22 protein-coding genes and 3 pseudogenes are annotated in these 23751 nt (G+C 34.8%); 3 read left to right on the forward strand and 22 right to left on the reverse strand.

The features are described from left to right. Nucleotides 1-37: 37 nt before the first annotated feature. The 9 genes and pseudogenes from RYK12_RS03475 to RYK12_RS03520 all read right to left on the reverse strand — a co-directional run. Entirely contained in the window at nucleotides 38-1810 is a 1773-nt protein-coding gene (locus RYK12_RS03475; RefSeq protein WP_314846988.1) for a glycoside hydrolase family 13 protein, read from the reverse strand. 176 nt (nucleotides 1811-1986) lie between these two features. Beyond that, the gene (locus tag RYK12_RS03480) at nucleotides 1987-2478 is read right to left on the reverse strand and encodes a phosphoribosylanthranilate isomerase (RefSeq protein ID WP_314846991.1); all 492 of its coding nucleotides are present in this window, start codon (nucleotides 2476-2478) and stop codon (nucleotides 1987-1989) included. 63 nt (nucleotides 2479-2541) lie between these two features. Then, nucleotides 2542-3423 (reverse strand): diacylglycerol kinase family lipid kinase, encoded by an 882-nt coding sequence (locus RYK12_RS03485; RefSeq protein ID WP_314846993.1) that lies wholly within the window; start codon nucleotides 3421-3423, stop codon nucleotides 2542-2544. A gap of 122 nt (nucleotides 3424-3545) precedes the next feature. Further along, a complete protein-coding gene (locus RYK12_RS03490; protein WP_314846995.1) occupies nucleotides 3546-4400 on the reverse strand; it encodes an ADP-ribosylglycohydrolase family protein in 855 nt (284 codons plus the stop codon). A 47-nt stretch (nucleotides 4401-4447) separates the two neighbouring features. Next, nucleotides 4448-5218: an alpha/beta hydrolase gene (locus tag RYK12_RS03495; protein ID WP_314846997.1), complete on the reverse strand. Its 771-nt coding sequence runs from the start codon at nucleotides 5216-5218 to the stop codon at nucleotides 4448-4450. Between the two features lie 207 nt (nucleotides 5219-5425). Beyond that, nucleotides 5426-6043, reverse strand: coding sequence for an RpiB/LacA/LacB family sugar-phosphate isomerase (locus RYK12_RS03500; protein WP_084887998.1), 618 nt, complete (start codon nucleotides 6041-6043; stop codon nucleotides 5426-5428). A 333-nt stretch (nucleotides 6044-6376) separates the two neighbouring features. Further along, nucleotides 6377-6961: a hypothetical protein gene (locus RYK12_RS03510; RefSeq protein WP_001005371.1), complete on the reverse strand. Its 585-nt coding sequence runs from the start codon at nucleotides 6959-6961 to the stop codon at nucleotides 6377-6379. Nucleotides 6962-6966: 5 nt separating this feature from the next. Next, the gene (locus tag RYK12_RS03515) at nucleotides 6967-7854 is read right to left on the reverse strand and encodes a nucleotidyltransferase (protein ID WP_001270697.1); all 888 of its coding nucleotides are present in this window, start codon (nucleotides 7852-7854) and stop codon (nucleotides 6967-6969) included. 134 nt (nucleotides 7855-7988) lie between these two features. Then, a pseudogene (locus RYK12_RS03520) lies at nucleotides 7989-8426 on the reverse strand (zinc ribbon domain-containing protein); the annotation flags it as partial. Here RYK12_RS03520 and RYK12_RS03525 point away from each other — a divergent pair. The 3 genes and pseudogenes from RYK12_RS03525 to RYK12_RS03535 form a co-directional block, all read left to right on the forward strand. Next, a pseudogene (locus tag RYK12_RS03525) lies at nucleotides 8418-8597 on the forward strand (DNA polymerase); the annotation flags it as partial. The pseudogenes RYK12_RS03520 and RYK12_RS03525 overlap by 9 nt on opposite strands. Beyond that, entirely contained in the window at nucleotides 8594-8962 is a 369-nt protein-coding gene (locus RYK12_RS03530; protein WP_000567198.1) for a hypothetical protein, read from the forward strand. The pseudogene RYK12_RS03525 and the gene RYK12_RS03530, both read left to right, overlap by 4 nt. Continuing rightward, nucleotides 8949-9248: a DUF5960 family protein gene (locus RYK12_RS03535; RefSeq protein WP_001072532.1), complete on the forward strand. Its 300-nt coding sequence runs from the start codon at nucleotides 8949-8951 to the stop codon at nucleotides 9246-9248. The genes RYK12_RS03530 and RYK12_RS03535 overlap by 14 nt, the downstream gene beginning before the upstream one ends. A gap of 178 nt (nucleotides 9249-9426) precedes the next feature. Here RYK12_RS03535 and gtfA read toward each other — a convergent pair. From gtfA to RYK12_RS03600, 13 genes and pseudogenes are all read right to left on the reverse strand, one after another. Further along, a pseudogene (gene gtfA / locus RYK12_RS03540) lies at nucleotides 9427-10855 on the reverse strand (sucrose phosphorylase). Between the two features lie 8 nt (nucleotides 10856-10863). Further along, complete coding sequence (locus RYK12_RS03545; RefSeq protein WP_000343790.1) at nucleotides 10864-11184, reverse strand: PTS lactose/cellobiose transporter subunit IIA; 321 nt, start codon at nucleotides 11182-11184, stop codon at nucleotides 10864-10866. A 13-nt stretch (nucleotides 11185-11197) separates the two neighbouring features. Next, nucleotides 11198-12511 carry a PTS sugar transporter subunit IIC gene (locus tag RYK12_RS03550; protein ID WP_000653347.1) on the reverse strand — a complete coding sequence of 438 codons (1314 nt, stop codon included), beginning with the start codon at nucleotides 12509-12511 and terminating at the stop codon, nucleotides 11198-11200. Between the two features lie 10 nt (nucleotides 12512-12521). Continuing rightward, nucleotides 12522-12824 carry a PTS sugar transporter subunit IIB gene (locus RYK12_RS03555; RefSeq protein ID WP_001020606.1) on the reverse strand — a complete coding sequence of 101 codons (303 nt, stop codon included), beginning with the start codon at nucleotides 12822-12824 and terminating at the stop codon, nucleotides 12522-12524. Between the two features lie 12 nt (nucleotides 12825-12836). Beyond that, complete coding sequence (locus RYK12_RS03560; RefSeq protein ID WP_314847001.1) at nucleotides 12837-14267, reverse strand: 6-phospho-beta-glucosidase; 1431 nt, start codon at nucleotides 14265-14267, stop codon at nucleotides 12837-12839. 148 nt (nucleotides 14268-14415) lie between these two features. Next, nucleotides 14416-15168, reverse strand: a complete 753-nt coding sequence (locus RYK12_RS03565) for a MurR/RpiR family transcriptional regulator (RefSeq protein ID WP_023932686.1) — start codon at nucleotides 15166-15168, stop codon at nucleotides 14416-14418. 8 nt (nucleotides 15169-15176) lie between these two features. Then, a complete protein-coding gene (locus RYK12_RS03570) occupies nucleotides 15177-15899 on the reverse strand; it encodes a MurR/RpiR family transcriptional regulator (protein ID WP_125454514.1) in 723 nt (240 codons plus the stop codon). A 515-nt stretch (nucleotides 15900-16414) separates the two neighbouring features. Beyond that, on the reverse strand, nucleotides 16415-18208 hold the full coding sequence (locus RYK12_RS03575) for a recombinase family protein (RefSeq protein ID WP_314847005.1): 1794 nt from the start codon (nucleotides 18206-18208) through the stop codon (nucleotides 16415-16417). A 56-nt stretch (nucleotides 18209-18264) separates the two neighbouring features. Continuing rightward, the gene (locus RYK12_RS03580; RefSeq protein ID WP_314847008.1) at nucleotides 18265-18393 is read right to left on the reverse strand and encodes an SHOCT domain-containing protein; all 129 of its coding nucleotides are present in this window, start codon (nucleotides 18391-18393) and stop codon (nucleotides 18265-18267) included. 304 nt (nucleotides 18394-18697) lie between these two features. Beyond that, the gene (locus RYK12_RS03585; protein WP_049544702.1) at nucleotides 18698-18919 is read right to left on the reverse strand and encodes a helix-turn-helix domain-containing protein; all 222 of its coding nucleotides are present in this window, start codon (nucleotides 18917-18919) and stop codon (nucleotides 18698-18700) included. Nucleotides 18920-20528: 1609 nt separating this feature from the next. Further along, entirely contained in the window at nucleotides 20529-22271 is a 1743-nt protein-coding gene (locus tag RYK12_RS03590; protein WP_049544701.1) for an ABC transporter ATP-binding protein, read from the reverse strand. Then, a complete protein-coding gene (locus tag RYK12_RS03595; RefSeq protein WP_049544699.1) occupies nucleotides 22264-22953 on the reverse strand; it encodes a hypothetical protein in 690 nt (229 codons plus the stop codon). Before RYK12_RS03595 ends, RYK12_RS03590 begins: the two co-directional genes overlap by 8 nt. Continuing rightward, complete coding sequence (locus RYK12_RS03600) at nucleotides 22946-23746, reverse strand: hypothetical protein (RefSeq protein WP_049544698.1); 801 nt, start codon at nucleotides 23744-23746, stop codon at nucleotides 22946-22948. Before RYK12_RS03600 ends, RYK12_RS03595 begins: the two co-directional genes overlap by 8 nt. Nucleotides 23747-23751: the final 5 nt, after the last annotated feature.

The following is a 23751-nucleotide window of genomic DNA, read 5'->3' on the forward strand; positions in this document are numbered from 1 at the left end:
AGACGACAAATAGTCTGTTTGTAAAAAGCTCTCTATACTACAATTTTCCTGTCACTATTAATTGCTCTTTAATGAAAATCACAAATCCTTTTGGAGAGATCACAAGCTGATTTTCCAATTCTTGGCAATTGTTTGCTAGTGATACTGCTTCTTTCTCTAAAAGATAATCTTCTGTTGATTGGTTGAATATTGCTTTGAGGATTTGGCCATCGTATTTCCATTCCAAAGCTACTACATCTGGTTTGATTTCTTGGAGGCTATACTTGCCATGCTGAATGGTTGCTGATGCATGTTTGCGAATCTTAATCAGTCTCTTCATAAAGTTCAGCATGTCATTATCACTTGATACTCGTTCCCAAGGCATACAACGACGACAATCTGGGTCTGGACCGCCAGTCAAGGAAAGCTCGGTTCCGTAATAAATGCAGGGTGTTCCTTTTTGTAAAAAGAGAAAGGCTAGAGCTGATTTGACCAGTTGAACATCCTCATTGGCCGTCCACAAGATTCGTTCTGTATCATGCGAATCCAAGAGATTAAACATAACTTCTGAAATCTGCTTCTTGTAATACATAGACTGGCCATTGATTTCATCGATGAATTGGTCTGTCTTCTTAACACCTCGTAAGAAATAGTCCTTGATACTATCAGATAAAGGATAATTCATGACTGCATGGAACTCATCGCCATTTAGCCAAGGCTGAGACGTATGCCAGACTTCCCCTAGGATATAAAGATCAGGCTTTTTAGCTAAAACTGCCTTGCGAAAATCCCTCCAGAACTGATGGTCAATCTCATTAGCCACATCCAAACGCCAAGCATCAATATCAAACTCTTCAATCCAATAAGTCGCAACCTTTAAAAGATACTCCTTGACCTCTGGATTGGCTGTATTTAGCTTAGGCATATAGTCCTCGAAACCAAAAGCATGATAGGGTAAGTCTCTCTTATTAGCAAGCTTATCAGTCGTCACTGGGAATTGTTGGATATGGAACCAATCTTTATAAGCAGATCGCTCACCATGTTCGACAACATCTTGCCATTGAGGCGATTGCGAACCAATATGGTTAAATACCGCATCTAGCATGATTTTCATGCCACGCTGATGAGCTTGCTCCACCAGCTCCCGAAAGGTCTCCTTGTCTCCAAAATGACGGTCAATTTCTAAGTAATCTGTCGTATTGTACTTGTGATTGCTCGTAGATTCAAAGATAGGACAAAGATAAAGCCCAGTAATGCCCAAGTCTTGCAAGTAATCTAGATGGTCAATAATCCCCTGTAAATCACCACCAAAGAAATCATCACTTCGAGGTGTGATAGATGAATCCCAGTCTAAAGTCCCTTCTGGATTTAATAGAGCATTTCCATTGGCAAATCTCTCAGGAAATATCTGATACCATACCGTATTTGAAACCCAATCAGGAACCTGGCAGGCATCAATCTCATGAAGATAAGGCAACTTAAATCCGTTTCCAATGGCATGAAGATTTTCTAGAGAATTTTCCACACAACCTTTATCGCCATACAAAATACTTTGACCTTCTATATCCTGGAGTTCAAAGAGATACTGGATACGTGCAAAGTCAACGGACACTTCAACCTGCCAATAATCAAAGATGGCATCAGAAGTTATCTTGGCCATTTTCTTTGTATCTTGATAAAACTCCTCCATAAAAATAAAAGGATCACCATAATGCAAGTTGATGCTTTCAATATCCCCTTTCTTAGTTCGAATCCGAATATGAAGTTTCTTATCCTTATAAAGATAGGCATACTCCGACTCAGGTCTATGGTAAATAGCTGTTAATTCCACTGTATTTGTCTCCTGATTTACTTGGTTGCATTTACGACGCAAACGTTTTCATAATTGTGATTCTAGTATACTACTTTCGTATTTTATTTTCAAGGCTTGTCCGTAGATTCTAGTGGTTTGGTTCTATAAATAAAAAAGCAGCCAGTCTTACAACTTGCTACTTTCCAAATGATGATTTACAAATATCTTTCCAGCCACTCAATTTTTTTAAAATCCTTATTGTTATTGTGCTCATTTCGATAGGAATCTTGGGAAGAAGCCTTGTAAATACTTAAAAACTGTTCCAAACTTGGAACGCGAAAAGTGATGTTTTCGAGATGAATCAGCTCTATATCCGATTCCGAAACTCCTGCAAAATCAGGTAAAGAATCGATACTTCCGAACTCAACACTCAGACCATCTTTTTTGAATTCATGCTCATGAATATCTATTAAGGCGTAGCCTAAGTGTTTCATCACTTTCATTATCTTGTCCCACTCATAAATTCTGAGATGATCGGGTGCTTCCCAACCTCTAGGGTCACCAGGCACATGAATGTCAATGTCAGACGGCCCCCATTCTTCATTTGATCGGTATTCAAACCCCAAAGACCCCATGAGCGTCGGAGTGATTCCGACTTGGTTTAAATGAGAACAAATTGTTCGAAATTCATCAAATAGAGAATTCATTCCTCCTCCAATCGTTGATATAGAACTTAATTTCGTTGTGAATAATAAACTAATTTTTACCTTCTACTCTTTCGGTTTTGAAAATACTTCAACTCGCTGAGCTAGAACTTTTATTTCTACAGGTAGGTTATCCGATTTATCGCCATCAACGTCTGACTCCAACTCACTATCTGAAGAGATTTTAATATTACGCGCTCTGATATACTCAATATTATCATTGCCGACAACATCTCCTTTTAGTAAATCAGGAATGACGGATAATTTAGAGAATATAGAAGCATCTTTTAGAATCAAAATGTTGGCATAGCCGTCTTTGTTTTCTTCAAAGATTTTCTTATCAGCGAAGTAATTTGTCAAGAGAACCAAAACATGACTAGCTTCACCAACATAATTTCCATTTTCTGTCTCAACCTTAATGTTAAATACCTGATCCGTCATGACAGACTTCATGGTATTTACAGCATAGGCTAAAATACCGAATTTTGTCTTATCCTCGATTTCAACATTGTGAATCGCTTCAGGTAGAGAACCGATACTAAAAATATAACCAAAATAATTGTCATTCGCTTTTCCGATATCAATCTTATTGGTTAAATCAAAATCCAGTTCATCAATTGCGCCATCGATGTCTTGATTGATTTCCAAAAGTTTCGTAATGAGATTACCAGTACCACCAGGGATAATCCCTAACTTAGGAATGTAGTCTCTCTCAGCAATACCCGAAATGACTTCATTGACAGTCCCATCTCCACCAAAAACAACCACTGCATCGTACTGCTCACGAGAAGCTTCTTCAGCAAAATGTGTTGCATCCAGCGCTTTTTCTGTAATTTTGGTTTCCACTTGCTCAAAATATTCTTTTGCTTTATTCTCCAGCTTTTCTTTATAATCCAGAGCCTTCTCCCCACCAGAGGTAGGGTTGATAATTAACATTGCTTTTTTCATTGATTTTCTCCTTAATATTCATTAGAAATGTTTATATTTCATCGTATGCATGTAAATGTACTACCATTATACAATGAAAATACGGAAAAGAGAAATATGAAGTACCGGAGATTGAAACTCTTTTATTTTACATCAACCTTATTATCCCATCGCCTGAGTACATCCTTTAAGGGTTCATCCAAGTAAGAGTAGGCTTTTTCCTTTATCCAATCAGGAATACCATAAGCTGCCTCTGCTATGCTGCCAGTGATTGCTGCGAGTGTATCACTGTCGCCACCAAGTGAGATGGCATTTCTTATCGCATCTTCGAAATCTGTACTCTCAAGAAAGGCGATAATGGCTTGAGGGACAGTTTCCTGACATGTTTCGTTAAAACGATAGTTAGGACGGATTTCATCTAAAGTTTGAGATAGATTGTAGCCGTATGCCTTCTCTATATAATCCTTAATCCGTCTTTTACACTCTGTAGGATTGTCGTTAATTGATTGCTCGTATTCTCTACAATAACCACCAAAGTAAAAACGACATAGAAAAATAGCATCAGCTGTAGCCATTGCACCTTTAATACCTTCTAGATGATTATGGGTTACCTCTGCAGAAAGACACGCAAGTCCTCTAGATGATGGCCACATACCAGTTCTCGCATAAAAACCACAGTCCATGACCCAAGCACATGGAGAAACACGCATAGCTGATCCATTCCCAAAGCTATTATAAGGATCACGGTTATCGCTATTTAGCCATGCATTAAACCGAGCACCGTAATCAGCATTCGGATACAGTCTGCCATATTTCTTCATCGCGTCAATGAAGTCGTCTTTTTGTCCCCCGTTCATAATCGCTTCTGCAACAGCACAGGTCATAACCGTATCATCTGTAAAAAAGCAGTCTTTACGAAATAAAGGAAAGTCCTTTGTTTTGATATTGTTCCATTCGTAAACAGAACCGACAACATCTCCAATAATTGCTCCTAGCATAAGATATCTCCTTGTGACATATCAGATTTATTACACATTCCCAATGGTTAACTCTTTAAAAATGGTACCACCAAATCAATCCACTCTTGAGGCAGGTAAGCTGACAAATAGCCGTGATTATAGGCCTTTGCTTCATACAAAATTGTATTTGAATGTAGCTGATGAAATAATTTCGCTGATTCTTTCACACAGTTCAATTCTTTTTCACCATAGATATACAGAACTTGAGCTTTGCTAGCAGAAATCATATCTTTCAGCTTGTAATGCCCCATATAGGTTTTGTAAATGGTCACCAATGTTTTAACAGGCGTCCTTGGCAGATCCTCCAAATAATAAGCTTTTATTTCATCTGGATAAGCCAGTTTAGGATAAATTTTGTTCATCATACCTAATTGGATTTTACAAGAGAATTTACTAAACATCAGTTTGCCAAATAGACGTACAAGAAAAATGCTGATTTTAGCCAACCTTGGTTGAGGAATACAGATACTTCCGTCTATAACAACTTTCTCAGATATGTCGCTCTCTAAGGACAAAAGTTCAATGGCAATTTGACCACCAAGTGAAACACCACCGATTGCAAACAATTTCCCACCACAGTTTGCTTTGATATAGTCTAGAATCTCCAAAGCAGAATCTTCAGTAGAAACATAATCAAGTTGATATTCCTCTCCGTGGCCATTCAAAGTGGGTAGAATAATACGGTATTCTTCTGACAAGATTCGTGCTTGACGAAGATAATTCCACCAAGAACTGCCACCACCATGTATCAGTAAAATAGGAGGTAAATTCTTATTACCAAATTCATGGAATTTCATGTTTAAACTCCTTACTGTAGGACTTTCACTAGCTAATTTTCCTTGTTCAATCAGCTCTTAAAAGCATTACCACACACTTGACATAAAACGAGTGAACACTATGTATGCCAAGTGATCATGTATGTATGTGGGAACATGTCTATAAACCTTTTGACGATAGCATAAGGTTATCGTTAAAAGGTATTACCCCGACAAACTGTGATTTGCTCATTTTATTAAATCAGCTATTTCTTTCTTCCCATACGCCTTTACATTCTGAATTACATCCTGTTTCCTTTTGATTGATTCAAGCAATGATATATCTAGTATATTTACGAATTCTTTAAACTGAAGCTGTCCGATGCTTCTTATCTCTTTAAGTTGCTCGGCATCTCTTATCTTTCTCTCTGCCTCACTTTTAGGGTATCCTTGCCCAAATGGCTCTGAGAAAAGAGCTTCTATTGTTTTTTCAAGATTTTCAGTACCTGACCATGTATAATTTTCACCTAATGGTAATGATATCGCATTTCCATTATTAATCTGAGCAAATAAATAGGCATCATTCGGTGTAGGTGCATATCCGCAAATGACATCAGGCATACTATTACAAGCAAGCATCATTCCTTGTCCGGAAGAACAGCCCGTAACAACGAAATCAACTGTCCTACTTGCCAACAAGATACCTATAAGAATAGAAATTTCTATATACGAGTATTTTTCATTTTCTTCCATCGTACAGCCAAAATTTATAACCTCAGATTTCTTTGGAGCATACTTTAATACAGCATCATAGATTATTTGATTTTTGGTCGCTTGCGAACTTGCTTGAATAACTCCGATTCTCATTCTTCCCCCCTTCAACTTCTAATTTAATTATTTCTTTTTCTTTGGTTTGGGTGCCGGTAATTCATTATATATTGAATTGAACAAGCCTTTATTTTCTACACTTCATTTATTCACTGGTTGCAACTTTTGACATCAAAACTACCGCCTCCACATGTCTTGACGGTTACTACCTATACTGTGAAACGAAATCAAAGCTGCTGAATATCCGTATTAAACTATTAAACGTAACTAATGCGAGTATTTACGGCTTCGTTAATATACAGTATTGTTACATCTATGCCAAGTTTCCGATAGTTAGTTCTTCTTTCTTTATTTAAATCTTTACAAATCCAACTAGCGAGAAGGGTTGTTTATCTCAAAACTCATTGAACCTTTGGTTCCTCGATTAGTATAATAATTTCCTTCTAGTTGATTTGGATTATCAATATCAAGAATTACCGTCCCATAATGTATAGGACTTTGCAATTCAGCCCTTGGGCTATTTAAATATGTATAAATTAATTTTTGTGTTCCATTATCATTGATAATTGATGCTGTAATGCTATGGCTCGAACTTTCACCCGTTTTAAACTTAACTTTAATAGTCGTAAATGACTGTTCAATAGTAAGTTCACAATTTCTTTCATTCTGATCATAGTCCGTCTTGAAACTACCTACATAATTCGCAAATAAAATTGGAACATTATGAATCTTAGATAGTAATGGCCACCGCCATGCTGTTTTTTCAAAAATAGCCATAATAATTGCTGTAACTGATATAGCTTCACCAATATACCCAATGGCTGAATATACCAATGCCAAAATATCAGATTTAAGATTCACTGCAATCTCTTGGCCACTTATTAACAATCTTAATAACAAGCAAATTGCAAAAACCCATATTGTAATATTCAAAAATTTTTTCTGCTGTTCATTCATAAGTTTTATTTATAATCCAAAAATTCAATCATTCTAACTAAAAAAGTTTTTGTATCCTGTAAATTCCATTTCTGCTCTGAACGAAAAAGGTAATACATTCCACTTACTTCAACCCAATTTAAATTCACTTGAGACACTATGTAATATAACGCTTGCTGTAACAACCCTGTGTAGCTATTACTATTGAAAAACATCTGTTCAGGTATATTCCAGACCAAACATTCTATCAAATATGAAGAAATGCGTTCGTTTGTCAATCCTAGCTCCTGCATCTCGTTCTTAATATGCTTCATAATCCTAACTAAATATTTATATTTATAGTGAGTAGATTTATTCTTAGAGATACCATTTTGTATATGAACTTTAGGATAATTAATTACTTCATAATTTCCGTTTGAGGTAAAAAATTTGATGCCTTCAACAAATTTTTCAGATGACCTGCTACCAATATATCTATAATTTCGATATTGAAAACATGGGACTACATCTGCATTTACGTGATATGAGTTAGAATTAATATTGATACACTTATTGCCAATAGAAACTGATTCTGCACCAAATTTTGAAATTAACGCTTTAATCACTTCGTTTTTAAATACATTAGCATTGGTGCTGCTACTAGAGTAATTATAGTCTAGGTCCGATAACCCATCTACATACTCACAATAAAATAAAGATTTCACCATGATACAGATATCAATGTCGCTATTTTTCTTTACATTCGTATTATTTGCATAAGAACCTTGGGCAAAAATTTCATATTCATACTTTGAAGAGAGCCCACTCCTTTCTATTGCATCTTTAATCATTCCAATAGTATTTTCAACCCGTGTTTCTTCAGTGGCAGATAACGGCTTAATCCATGATTGTAATGCTTCTTCAGAATATCTCATTATAAAACAACTCCATTTTAGTTTTTTGGTTAATTCATAAAAAGTAACCGATATTAAAAAAATCCTACATATAATTATACCACTAAACAAGAAAAAAGGCTGCAAACATAGTGAACTATACTATGCCTACAGCCTTATAAATCAACTTCTGTTCCTTCCAAAAATCTAACGGTTATCTGTCCATCCTCCGAAATCAAAATACTATCTAGTACCTGACACATCTCAAAGGAATCATATTCCCAACACTCCTTATTTATCAATTCAGCCAGTAACACACTGTAATGCTTTTCTAATAACTGGTTTTCTTCCAAGATCTTATTCCACTTTCCATGCAACAAATCCATATTCTCACTCAGTAGTTTAACTGCCATCATTACAGCTTTCTCTAGTGTTCCCTCATCGATATGGTTATTCTGACAACCAATCTGTCCCTTTACCTTATAACGGTTGTTACACTGCCAAACTTTACGTTTGCCACGACTGGTCGTCCAGTTCTTACGTCCAAAAGCTGAACCGCATTCTGCACAGAACACCTTGGTAGTAAAAGGGTTGTCCTCATTTTGCATGATGTAGAAGAAATTGAAAAAGAAAATAGACTTCAGACAGCTATTGATGTTGTCAGAGAACAGTTTGGCTTTTTAGCCATACAAAAAGGAACCGTCCTAACTGAAGGTTCCTAAAATATTGAACGCAGTAAACTTATTGGCGGTCATTCCGCTGGTGGATTGGAGGGATTAAAATGATTGACCGTTCATCCTTACCATTTCAGTCAGCAAGAGAGTACCAGGATACAAAGATGCAAAAATGGATGGGCTTTTTCCTATCTGAGCATACATCAGCACTCTCTGATGATACAAACAAAGTAACGTACATGTCAGATTTGTCAATGGAGAAGAAATTATTACTCCTCAGTCAAGTATACGCTGGGCAGCTACACACACGCATTCAAGTGATTGAAAAAAACAAGCGTGTTTCCCACACTGGAACAATACCAAGTCTGAATAAGGATTTCATTTTGATAAAAACTACAACAGGTCACATCAATTTGAAATTGAAAGACATTATTAGTATTGAACTTGTTGAGGAGGTGCTTTATGAATCAGCTTAAGTTTCAGCGTAACCAACTGCAAATGGACTACTACAGCGAGAGCTACCAAGATTTTGAATGTGACTTCTACCGCTATTCCAACATGAATATTCCATTGACCTTCCTAACTGATGATATCCTAAAAACAATGGCGACTTCACGTAAGAATTACTTTGTCCTCAATAAGGAAAAGTCCAGAGATAACCGCGATCACTTCTTCATTTTTGAGGTAAGTACCATAGATGAAAATCCGCTAATCTACCGCTATTCTTATAAGAAAACAACTACATACTTAACACAAAAATAGGAGCTGTTTAATTGACTGTTCCTGTTTTTTTATTACAAATATTCTCGAGCAATTATCGTCACAACAGAATATAATTCATAGTTTACGTTTAAGTACTATTTTGTTACTAACTAGCTAACAAAAAGAGTGAGGAAATCAAACGTTTCCACCACTCTTTTGTATTCTATTATAGATAAATCTATAGATAAATCGATGTTCTTTCACTATCTATTTTCTCTGTAATTTCAAATGATTTATCTTTCAGATTAGCTCTTAATTCTGCCACTGTATTGGCATCGGTATTGGTCCAACTGATGTGGATAGTATTAGCGTCTTCCATGTCAACAGTAAACTCTCCATCAAATGCTGCGCTGGTATTACGGAATTTGAGCAGATTGAACAAGGACTGCACAACTGGGCGTTGAACTTCTCGCTCAATTTCTTCCAAATCATAATAGTGACGGTTGATGTTGCGGCCTTCTTTGGTTGATTCGAGCAATTCGATATCATTTTCTCCTGCCAACAAGCCAACGTAGTAAATCTGCGGAATACCTGGTGCAAAACATTGAAGCACACGTGCCAAGAGATAGGCTTGGTCATCATTTCCTAAAACTGAATAGTAGGTACAATTTATCTTATAAATATCCAAATTGTTGTAGGCCTCTGAGCTGTAAATCGTTTTGACATTTGCTCCTTGGGCATAGAGGGCTTCTCTTGTCGCCTCTGTTTCCTCATCTGTCAGCAAGTCCTTGACATCGACCACTCCGTGTACAAGGTTGTAAATTGCTTGTGAGGGCAGATTTCCATCCAGTGAACAAGACGGTTGACATTACCTGAATATAGAGCATGAAGAACCAGCATCGGAAGGGCAAAGTCATAGACATAGTAGTCTTGCTCAGCGATTTTTTGCTGAATGGTGTAATGTTCATGAATTTCTGGAAGAATTTCCTCTCCTTTTGGTGCCAATAGCTGACGCGGAAAATGAAGCATTTTCCAAATATCTGGCTCAACAAAGAAACAGTTGGTGCCGATTTTCTTACTGGCGTAGGCAAAGGCGTCCAAGCGAATAATGGAAGCTCCGTGGTCCGCCAGCTGTTCCAGATTTTGCTGAATAAAGCGACGAGTTGTTTCTGTTGTCACATCGAGGTCTATCTGTTGCTCATCAAAGGTACACCAAACTTTTTCCTCACTACAATCAGCAAACTTGGCAATGCAATAGAGAGCACGTGGCTTCCGTTTGTAAATCAGGTCTACATCTTCCTGAGTCAGCTCACCGTTTGGCCAAAAGTTTTTGTAGCGGATAAACAAATCCGCATAGGCAGACTCATCTTTCTTTTCTAGGAAATCAAGGAAATAAGGCGACTTGGCTGAGATATGGTTAATCATGAAATCAAACATGAGGTAGTAGTCTTGACTGAGTGCCTCAATATCGATCCAAAAGCCTCATCAACCTTGGTATAGTCCATGGGTGCAAACCCGCGGTCGCCTGACGATGGAAAGAAGGGAAGAATGTGGACACCACCGACCACATCTTTCAAAGGGCCTTCTAAGACCTACTTTAAGTCTTTCATATTTTTTCCAAAACTGTCTGAATAGGTAATTAACATTGCTTGATTTTTTACTTTCATAACTTGCTCTATTTACCTTCCTCAAAGCGTTTATAGACTGCTATAAATTCCTCAGCAATCGTTCGAAAACCTTCTGCACTCATTAACTGATCCTCAGCGTGCAGCAGAAGTAGACCTGTTTGGCTTAATTCCCCATTCATTTCTTTTGTCAAAAGTGAGTGGTGAGCATTGTGTCCCTGTACAAATGCTTCTTCGCCTTGTTTAATTCTATCTTTAGCCTGCTCGAATTCACCCTGCTTAGCCAATTGAATAGCATCGATGTACATAGATTTTGCTGTTCCTACATAGGTGATAATTTGAAAACACACTTCGAGTACTTTTTCGTCCATTTTAATACCTCTCTTACCAATCTTCGTCTTCTAAATCGCTTGTTTCTTGTATTTCAGCTTGTAAAGCTTGTTTATCCATCTGTTTAATAAACGGATAATAAACAAAGAAAGACATAACCAAAATAAGTGTTTGCAACAAGGCTGTTTTCCAACCACCGATGATAAATCCTGAAATAATTGGAGGACAAGTCCACGGAACTTGAACGGCACCATACATAGGTGTCAGTCCAAAATAAATCGCTGAATACTGGATGATACAAGATAAAATAGGCGTTAATATAAAGGGAGTTGCTAAAACTGGATTCATTACAATCGGCAAACCAAAGAGCACCGGCTCATTGATATTAAAGATGGCTGGAACCATTTCAAGACGTCCAAGAAATTTTAGTTGTTTTGATTTTGCAAATGCAAGCATGTAAACTACCAAACCAATCGTAATCCCGGCACCTGTAACATTGATAAATTGATCCAAAAATTGAACCGTCACAATATGACCACCATTGGCTAGATTTAATTCAAGGCCCTTATCTAAAATGGCTTGGTTTTCCAAAGCATTCGCCTGTAGCAAGCCACTCATGATGCCACCAACTACAGTTGAGCCGTGCACCCCAAACATCCATAAGAATGGTATAAGGAAACACATAAGCACCGCACCAAACAATGAGTCAGTCAAGCCTTGCATTGGTGTTTGAATAAGATTATAAATCACTTCAATCGTTGTGACCTTAAACAATTGTTCAACAAGTCCGACAAAGATCGTTGCCGCTGTGATGATAACAGTAGCAGGAATCAAGGCTGAAAATGCGTTGGCTACACCAGTTGGTACGCCATCTGGCATTTTGATTTTGATATTTTTCTTCAAAAACCAAGAATAGCTTGCTCCTACAATCAAACCAACGATAATGGCACCAATCATCCCTTTCCCGGAAGTCCAATCCTTCAGAATAATGTTACCAACTACATCCCCATTTTTAGAAATTAAACTGGAGGGCTGGATTAGCAAGAAAACTGCTAGGGCAATGACACCTGCCCCAAGCGGCTCCTGTTTTTCTAGCTTAGCATAGGTATACGCAATCCCAATGACTGTTACAATCGCACTGATATTAAAGGTTGCACCAATTGCTTGATTGAGAACAGGGGTAATACCACTAGTTTCTAACATCGTTGCTAGAGCTGGAATTGGAAGATTGGCCAAGATAAGAAAGATGGAGCCAACAATCAACAATGGCATAGAGAAAACAATACCATCTTTTATCGCTGTTACACCTTTGGTATTGACAAAGGCCATCATCCTATCAACAAACTTTTTAATCAGTTTATCCTTCATCATCTTCTCCTTATTTTTTCATCATGTAAGCTTGTTTAAGAACTGCCATACCGTTTGCAGTTCCATAATCAGCCATTGCAATCACTTCTACAGGAACATTGTGAGAAGCACAAATTTCTTTTGCTTTTTCAAGTTGGAAACCAACCTGTGGGCCTAATAGAGCCACATCAATATCTCCAACTCTTTGTTCCAATTCACTGATGGAATAAGCTGCAATTGTTGCATCTTTCCCTTTTTTCTGAGCCGCTTCTTTCATACGCTCAACCAAAATACTTGTTGACATACCTGCTGCACAAAATAATCCAATATTCATTTTAATTACTCCTTATAATTCGTTTCCATTTGATGTAATCACTTTTTGATACCATGTAAAGGAATCTTTCTTCATTCGTTGCAAAGTTCCTTCGCCATTATTATTCTTATCGACATAGATAAAGCCATAACGCTTCTCCATTTCACCTGTACCAGCACTAACAATATCGATACAGCCCCAAGGGGTATAACCAATGACATTTACGCCATCTTCTTCAATCGCTAACATCATTTGTTCAATGTGTTGTTTGAGGTAATCAATGCGGTAAGAATCATGGATTCCATCAGGCTCTACCTTATCATAAGCACCGAATCCATTTTCAACTATAAAAAGCGGACAGTGATAGCGATCGTATAAAAGATTTAAGCTATAGCGTAATCCCTCAGGGTCAATCTGCCAACCCCAATCGCTTGATTCAATATAGGGATTTTTCTTAGTATAAACATCTTTGAAAAGTTCTTCTGTTTCCTCAGATGCTGTAGCAGTCACTGTATCACTCATATAGTAACTCAAGCCAATATAATCTACACAACCTTCTTTTAGAGTTTCTAGATCTTCTGGTAAAATATCCAGTTTGATATTATTTTTTCGACAAAAGGCCTCGATATAGTAAGGACGCTCTCCAAAAACATGAAGATCTCCATAGTGAAATAAACGATGCTCCATTGCCTTCTGGCTAGCAAGTATATCTTTTGTATCACATGTATTCGGGTAAAATGGTACCATTGCCAGCATACAACCAATTTTGAAATTTTTATTGATTTTCTGACCCAATTGTACAACTTTTGCAGAAGCCACTGACTGATAATGGATAACCTGCTGTAGTACCTCAACTGGATTTTCATCTTCTTGATAAATGACACCAGAATTAGTCCATGAGCACCAAGGAACATTAATTGCACCTTGATTATTGATCTCGTTAAAGGTCATCCAATACTTAACTTTGTCCTTATATCGTTCCATGACGACTTCCGCAAAACGAACAAAGAAATCAATCAACTTGCGATTACGCCAAGCACCATACTTAGTAACTAGATGATAGGGCATTTCAAAGTGACTGAGTGTGATGACCGGTTCAATTTGATGAGCTAGCAGCTGATCAAATAAATCATCATAAAATTTCAACCCTTCTTCGTTAGGTTCTTCTTCATCTCCATTTGGGAAGATACGAGTCCAGGCAATCGAAGTTCGAAAACACTTAAATCCCATCTCAGCGAATAATTGTATATCGTCCTTATAGGTTCTGTAAAAATCTATTGCATCATGATTCGGATAATATTCGTCAGGTAAGACGCCATCAGTAATCTGTCGAGAGTGGCTAGCACTTCCAACCGTCATCACATCGGCTATCGAAATGCCTTTTCCACCTTTATCATACCCTCCTTCAATTTGGTGAGCAGCAACTGCCCCACCCCATAAAAAGCCTTCTGGTATTTTTGCCATTTTACCAATCCTTTCTGTATTTTGTACTAGCGCTATGAACAAGTCTATTTTATAACATACTGTACCTGCTGACAATAGATATTGAGATAGAAAATAAATGTACAGTCGAACAATATTTGTTACATAAAAAAAACAAGAGTTTTCACTCCTATTTTTTTAAATAAACTTGGTAACGTAAGGATTCTAAAAAATAGACAACTGGAATCTGAGTGGTCAAATTAGTGGAACGTAGCGAGGAATCTGCGTAGGCAACTGGCATAAAGTAGGATAAATTTATATCCGATAGCTGTGATAAAGTGGAAATATCTGTATTTGTCAGACTAACAATCTTAGCATTTCTTTCTTTGAATCCCTGTACCAGAGTTAGAACTTCTTCTGTCTCACCGCTGACACTTAGAGCAATAACCAAAACATCCTCCAAATTAGAATGATGCAATTTCAGAGAATAAAATGGGTTAGTAATAGCAAAGCTAAGAATACCGATTCCAGAAAAAAGATATGAGCCATATTCTGCCAAACTTAGACTAGTACCCACCCCTAAAAAGATAACTTGTTTGGCTTGAACGATCAAGTCTGCTATCTCTGATAGTTGTTTTTTTAAAGCTTCATCTTGGACACTAGTCTGTAAAAATTGTATTGCTGGAATATCAATAGGAAAGTAGTGACGATGTTTATTTTCCTTATCTTCCGACCTTGACAAGGCATATTTTAAATCATTGTAGCTATCAAATCCCATCTTTTTCGCAAAACGAATGATGGTTGTTGTCGATAGATTTATAGATGTCGATAGCTCTCTGATAGTCATCGTAGCAACTTTATCTCTATGTTGCAATATAAAATTATACACGCTTAATTCACTATTATTTAGCCCTTTTACTTTATGATAATCAAATAAATTCATAGACACCCTTATGCTTTTGTAGTATATAGTTGTTTCATTAACATTTCAATAATGAGAATAACAGGTACCTGCGTCGTAATATTAAACCCATTTAAAAATAATTGAGGAACATGATAGGTTATGGAGCAATCAGATAGCCTTGACAATGTTGATTCCAATGTATTTGTGATGGCAATAACTAGACAACCTTTTTCCTTTAATTTTTGTACAATTTTCAATGTTTGAGAAGTCTCACCAGATTCGGATAAGGCAATGACACAAGTTTTTTCCATACTGTTTTGTAGCACTGGTTGCCAAGGATCTTCAATACACATACTAAATTTGCCAATATTTGAAAAATAGCGCGCTCCATATCGACCTAAAGTTCCAGAGGAACCAATTCCGACAAAAACAATCTGTTCAACTTTCTTTAAGATTGCCACAGCCTCCATAATCAGCTGCAAAAAAGTATCTTGCTCAGTATAATCAATGAATAGCTTCAAAGAATGATTGTCTTGATTGTTTAAAATAATTTGCTCATTTTTTAAATATTCTTTATAAGCAATCTTAAAATGGCTATATCCATCAAATCCTAGATGCTTGCAAAATCGTTGTACGGTTCCAACTGATACATGTGCAAGTTGGGCCAATTCCTTGATTGTCATAGAGGATATATTTTCATTTTCTAAAATAGTTGTATAAATAGCATTTTCTAAGTCGTTAAAACTTGCTACAACCTCATAACTAAACATATAATTCCTTTTTCTATCTCTATTGATTTGCTTACAATGTAACAAAAAACTAATAACCAAAGTGTTCTACACTAAAATAATGGAGAGCATAATGGCTATAAAACCAAGTCAGCATTAAAATCTATTAGAAAACCAGACGAATCAGATTTGTCTAACGAGACATGGTTAAGAGAAAATACTTTAAAACAGTATTGCCTTATGTCCTAGATTATATCATATTTTTGAGCATACTTTGAGTATTGTTAGTTTATTGACTTAAAAGAAACATAACAAGAGCTTATCTCTATTAAATTGTCTCAATTTCAATCGCCCATTCTGGAGATATGTAAGGTGGGGACGTTTCTATTCCCACAAACTCCTTGTCAATGGAAACAAACACGTACCCACAGGGTAAATGGAAATAGAAACTGATAATTTCTAGCTATCACTTCTATTCATTCCAAAAATTTTCTCACTCTGATACTTCCCCACTCCAATACAAAAAGCATTGCAATCAAGGCTTTTCATTATCCCTTTCATTCAAAGGTTTCTAGGTTTTTACGAGCAGAGCAACACACTCCACGTGCGTTGTTTTCTTTATTTGTACACTTTTTTTCGTCATCGGTTACGGTATTAAAACACAATTTATCATTTTCTATTTTAGCATTCTTCCTTTTAGATTTGTAAGATTTTGCATCTTTAGTCGAAGAATCTCCCGTTTTAAAAATTATAGTCAACATTGCTGGATCAATTTCTCCATCAGAATTTATTCCGCCTACTATGATTTTTTCAACGATACTTTCAAAAATGTCCTTGTCAAACTCAGTCAAAGTCTTTTGTGAAGTTAAAATTTCTTTAAAATTCTCTAATCTACTTTTTATATCAACTTCTGATTTTAAAGTTACTTCTAAGTTTACTTTTTCTTCTAAAAGTTTTTCTTTCTCAATTTGTATTTGATTGAATTTATCTTCATATACAGAATCACTTATTTTTCCATCTAGATTCATTGAAACTAATTTTTCTTCTTTTTTGTACAACGAATTTAATTTACTAACTATCTTATTCAACTCTACTTTTAAGGTATCATCAGTAAGCTCTTCTTTTATAATTTCAAGAAAGTCTTCAGTTAGGTTATTATTTTCATAAAACAACTGTTGGTAGCTCTGTAAAAAAGCATTTTCTATTGCTTTTTCCTCTATGCCTTTACTATGAGTGCAATGCTTTTTACCTCTCTTTATAGATGTTGTACAGTGCCAAATAATCTTTTTGTACTCTGAACTAGAGTGCCAACTTCTTCTAGACAGAACAGTACCACAAAAACCACATTCCAATCTACTGCTAAAAGGGTACATTCTTGAATATCTTTCTCGTTTACCTTTTGTATTTGCTATGGTTTTTTTGTTTCCTGATCTCCGTAATCGAATTTCTTGCGCCTGTGTAAAAATTTCTGGACTAATTATTGCATCATGATTATTTTTAATGTAGTATTTATCTTCTTCACCGAAATTTATTAAACGTCTCTTACTAATGGGATCAACAGTGAAAGTTTTTCCCATTAGAATATCACCTTTATACTTCTCGTTTTTAATAATTCCTAAAACTGTTGTATCTTGCCAGTGATCAAGACCTCTCGGAGTTTTATAACCTAGTTCATCAAGTTCTCTAGCTATTGCCCTACCCCCAATACCATCAATGTATCGTTCAAAAATATAACGTACTATCTTGGCTTCTTTTTCATTTATTGATATCGACTTTGTATCTTGATTATAGTCATAACCAAGACAACCTTGAAAACCAATAAGTTCTCCACGTTGCATCTTCATTTTTAAACCCTTTTTAACATGGGCAGATGTATTTTCAACTTCCTGTTGAGCCACTGAACTTAATATCGTCAATAGTAACTCACCATCCATAGTTAAAGTATCAATATTTTCTTCTTCGAAAAATACACCAATTTGTTTATCTTTGAGCAAACGAACATATTTGAGAGTATCTAATGTATTTCTAGCAAAGCGAGCAATGGCTTTGGTAATGATATAGTCTATTTTTCCATCAAGGCAATCTGAAATCAATCTTTGAAAATCTTGTCTTTTTCCAACTTGAGTTCCTGAAATCCCTTCATCAGCATAAATGTCAACCAAAATCCAATCTGGGTGCTGTGATATATACTCTCTATAATGACGAACTTGAGAATCATAGCTATTTTTTTGATCATCACTATCGGAACTAACACGACAATATGCTGCTACTCTCCTCGATAAAGAACCACTATTATCATTTCTTCTAGTTACTAAAGGATTTGCTTTTATAATTTCAACGTTATTTGACATGGCTTAACCTCCTATTTCTCTGCATTTATTTTACCGCAACCAATAAAAAAGGTCAGCTAATTTGTGTATATTTTACGCAGTTTCTGCTTTATTTTTTCATATTCTTTTTCGCTAATAAGTTTTTTTAAGAATAATAGATTTAGCATCTCTAGCTCGACTATATAATTTTTTAAATTTGATTTCAAAAAATCACTTCCCTTTTATCTTTTATCAATCTCCTCCATGGCATGACTGATGAAGTCATCATAAGAATTTCACTTACTGCTCTTTTACGTTGGCAGCCTGAACGGTCAGAAGTATCATTGTATATCATTTGTATCATGGCATATAAAGTATCGCTCTATTTTATTGATGGTTTTAAATCGCTCTTATCATGGCGAGCCATTCAAATTTGCTCCACAAATGAGGAAAGTACCATTTTGGACTATTCAATTTTCAAAGAACAAATAAAAAATCCCCTCATTTTCACACTCTATGAAATTGAGGAGATTATTTTCTAAAGCGAATTTTATCAGGAAAATCTGTCAATCCCAATAGGTAGTCTGTACTAACATCGTAAAAGCTTGAGAGAGTTACCAATACATCTGCAGTTAACATATGTTCCCCCCGTTCAATTTTAGCATAAGCTGAGTTTGTAAACGAAAGTATTTTAGCTATTTGTTTTTGGGTCAAATCGTGATCTTCCCTCAAATCTCTCAAACGTCTGTACATCTAGCTTTCTCCTGAGAAAAGTATAATATATAAAACTAAGAAATCATTCAAAGTGTCCAAATTGGACATTTTGAACTAAAATTAATTTATTAAACACTTCTCATAAGCATATCTATTAACCATCTGAGAGCAAAGATTTTATCAAATATTTAATATTACTGACTTTCAAAAATTAGTATTATTTTAAAATAAAGTGAAACACAAAAGACATGTTTATCTGATATATTATAGTCTCAAAAATATTACAAAATTATAGGAAAATGTTCACAAATCAATCATACAAGCACTTCTCTGAAGCTGAACAATACTAAATTTTAGGTTTATTTAAACAAAGGAAAAAACTGCTTAGGCTGCTCGTCGTTAGGATAGAAACCGTTCTATTTTTACTTGTAAAACTAATCGAGATTCTGTAACACAGGTGAAACAAATCAATGGATAGAAGATCTACTGATAACAGTATTATGCAAATCCAATCTAGAATTTTCATTATCATTCTATAGAAGCTAGCTATTACTTGTAACTTAATAAGATTTAGTCTGACTTTCTGACAGAGTTCACAGAAGTGATGAAAGAAAAACCAAGGGGACATAGTATGAAAACTTTCGTCCACACTTATAAATTCCAACCTTTTGATTATGTGACTATTAGTTAGCATATTTCGGGAGTATAAAAATTTAAGCATTGAAAATTGCATACTATATTTTACTACTGATTATTCCAGAACTTTCCCTCCTGATAACATGTTACTCTAAGTTGCTCTCAGTGGGAATGATTAGTATTATCACTCATGGGAGTTTCACCCGCTATCTTTTTACGATGGCGGCCTGAACGGTCAGAAGTATCATTATCATTAATTGTGTCATGGCAGATAGGTTACCATACTATTTTTGAATAAATGATTCTCGCTCTTTTCCTAGCACATTACATTCTATTGCTCAACAAATAAAGTCCCACCTAAGATTATTCAATTATCAATGAACAAATCAGGAGGGACTGTTTTTTATTTTTCAGGTAATAAGGACAATCTGCCAGCCCTAATGTATACTTTATAGAGGGAAGAGAGCATTATTAAATAGTCAATAGATAGCTAGCGTTCGTTGAGCACCCTCAATCTTAGAGTATGAAATTGACTCCAGAACAAGTACTGTGCAATATACTCTTGCGTAAATCAAATCTCTGACGCGCCTATACACTCGTTCACTTCTAAGGAAATTATAGTTAAGATCTGAACGAGACTTGTATTTTATGCCAAATTGGCATAAAAATATTTAAAAACACACTTATAAATTAAATAAATATATTATTAACTATTGTTAATGATTAATAGTGTAAAACATAAAAACGAACAAGATTAATTTTCTAATAAGGTACATTCTTAATCCGTTCGTTTTCTATTTAATAGTTTTTACTATCTTAAATGCCGATTGTTGATTTATATATCATTTTAGGTACTGCTATCTTTTTCATATATAAAATATGTCGAAAATATTGATTCACCCTATTGATTTTTATCGTTGATCAAGGCCCATTGATTTTTGAGTTTTTCTTAAATCCTAATTGGTTTACTGAAAAAATCGTCTAAAGCTTAATTCTATTAATTTGCTGACTTTCACGCTCCTTTATTAATAAACTGAGTTTCAACCAATTCTTTATAGAGTTTATTCCTTGATAATAGTTCTTGATGAGTACCGAAGTCATGCACTTCTCCTTCTCTTATTAAATAAATTGAATCAGCGTTTTGAATAGTAGATAATCTATGAGCAATTATTAAAACAGTTTTCTTACTAGATAAATCTTTAATTACTTGTTGTATTTTTGACTCGTTTATACTATCTAAATTCGATGTACTCTCATCCAATAATATTATGTCATTCGGAGAAATTAAAGCCCTAGCTAACGATAACCTTTGTTGTTCACCACCACTCAAAGTGAGTCCAGACTCCCCTATTACCCTATCTAGTATTTCGTCCTCAGGAATATCCTGAAAAAGATTAACTAAATTAAGTGCATACAAGCAGTCAAATCTTGAAACATTCTTATTAGCTATTTGTAGATTCTCTAGTACTGTTCCAGAAAAGATTGAAGCATTTTGTTCCACAAAGGTTATCTTTGAACGAAGAACTTTAATTGGCAAATCATAAATATTATTTCCATACAATTCTATTGACCCATTATCTGAATCATAAAATCTTTCAATAAGTTCAAATATTGTTGTTTTTCCTGAACCAGATGGTCCAACTAATGCTGTCACTCCCGGACCATTAACTGAAATATTAATCTTGTTTAGAATATTTTTGTCAGAATTGCCATTATATTTAAAGGTTAAATTTTTAATTTGCAAAACTAGATTCGATTTTTTATCAAGAACATTTAAAGAATTTACATCATCTTCTATCGGAAGTTCCAATGCAAGTTTAATCCTAGAATAAGCTCCTAACCCTTCATTTATTGATGACAATACTCCTCCTAGCATTGCAGCTGGAGTCAGTACTAGCATTACATACATTATAAAGGCACTTAGATTTCCAATAGATATAATCCCTGTAGCAACTCTAATTGAACCAATTCCAATAATTATTATTAGCATTATTTGTAGTGCTATATTGGAAAAGCCACTTATAATCGATTTAAAAATAGCTACTTTTTTACCAATTTTTGTCGCATTAGTTACAACACTACTCATTCTTTCAATAAAAACAACTTCTGATAAAAATGCTCGAATAGTTCTAATCCCCCGCAAAGTTCGTTCTAACTCAGAGGATAACTCTCCAACTATTTCTTGTAAATCCTTTGCAATCGGTCTAGTTTTTTTTCCAAGCAATAAGCCACAAATTAAAAGAGAGAGTACGGCTAACAAAGATACACCAAATAATTGAATATCAAGATAAAACATCATAATTAATGCAAATATCATTGTAAATGTTTGTGATATTAATTCTACTATTCCTTGGCTCAAAATCCCCCTTAGCTGGGCTGTATCCGCACTCAAGATTGATGCCAAATCCCCAATCTTTTTAGTATCAAATACTTCAATCTTATATTTTATTGATCGATTTACAATTTGAATTCGTAAACTACTCACTAAATTTTCACTAATACTCTCCAATATATACTGCTTAATTGAGTTAAGGATTGCAGATAACAATACTATTATGGAGAAAAATATTACAGTTTGTCCTAAAATGTTATCGTTAATATTGTCAATAATTTTTGAAAGAAGTATTGGTTGAAAAATTGATAATGTTGACGAAATCAGTGCAATAATCAAAGCAATACTTATAGCTATTTTATAAGGTTTTAGTAATGTTAAAAATTCCCCGAACGTGACTTCTGAATGTTTTTGACTATTCATTTTTCAACCTCTTTTTGACTTTCAAATAAATTAATAGGAGTAAAATCAAATTCCACAATAACAATATGATATGACTATCAGATACTGCTGATATTTTAAAACTTTCAGAAATAGTTTCATAATAAATGAATGGTAATACTCCAGGAAATACACGCTCAATATAGGGTATAACTAATATTGGAAATAGTAGCAAAGTAGCTATCGCTGTCATCGAACTCTTAAAAAATAAAGTTAAATAATATGCAATGAAGAAACACAAAACGCTACTAAATAGATAAGAAAAAAACTGTATTACGTTAACTTCTTTAATACTTCCTTTAAAAATGAAGAAGATTGCGATAACTAAGAATGATAGAATTGCTTGTAATACACAATCTATCAATTCAACAATAATGATTTTTTGTGTACTGCTTTTTTTGTTTCCGGTTAATAAATAGACTATTTTAGATTCTGGATTCTCGACTTCTATAGATCCATTTATCAGTCCACCAATCATAAATAAATAAGATGTAATTGCCAAAATTTGATTAATTGATAACACAATATAACTTCCATTGATTTCAAATGTTATCAAACTAAGAATACATGTAAATAGAATAAGCAATAAATGACTTAAAATTTGTATTTTCACTGCATTCAAACTATATTTTTTATAAATAAGAGCATATACTATTTCATCCATATTTCTTGTCCTTCTGATTTTTATACCAACCTTTAATATACATCAAAATAGTTACTATTGATGCTTGAGATAATAATAATAATAAACCATACATTTCCGAAGGATTGTTATTTTCTACTCTTCCAAATACAAATGACTTTGCACCTATTAGGGGTAATAAATTTTCAAGTGTCGGAGAAACGACTTTCAATATGCCTGATAAAGTTATAATAAGAATACTTACAATAACAATGACAGAGGGAATAGGCTTTCTTGTTATTTTTACTAAAAACATTGAAAGCAATGTCAATGTTATGGCAAAGATAATGATTCTTAACGTCACTTCTAAAACAAGACCTAGGCTAAGATAATTTTGCAATGTTTCATCTAACATCACATAGAGCATTGCACTATTTATTAGGGATAGAGCAACTGTCAACGTACTGGCTACAATAATTCCAGAACAAATCTGACCTGTTAAAATCGTCTGCCATTTTGGTGTTAATAATTTAGTTAATGATTCCTGACCAAATTTGTACTCCGTAGATAGAATCAGTGCAAATAAGATTGGAAAAAATAGAATACTAGATTGATAAGGGGAAGACAATACAGCATCTCTTACTGTTTGAAACTCCGTTAATTGACTAGTCGTATCTTCAAGCATAAGAATCTCTGTATTACCATTTGCTATCGCATTAATGACTTGAATATTTTGAAAGGTAAAGAATATAGTGATTCCAATCACAATTGCTACACCCCTCCAAAAAAGTGGCAATGATAATATTTTGTATAGTTCACTACGAGTATTTTTCATAAATC

The sequence above is a fragment of the uncultured Streptococcus sp. genome, from assembly GCF_963518475.1.
In the GTDB taxonomy this organism is placed as follows: Bacteria; Bacillota; Bacilli; order Lactobacillales; family Streptococcaceae; genus Streptococcus.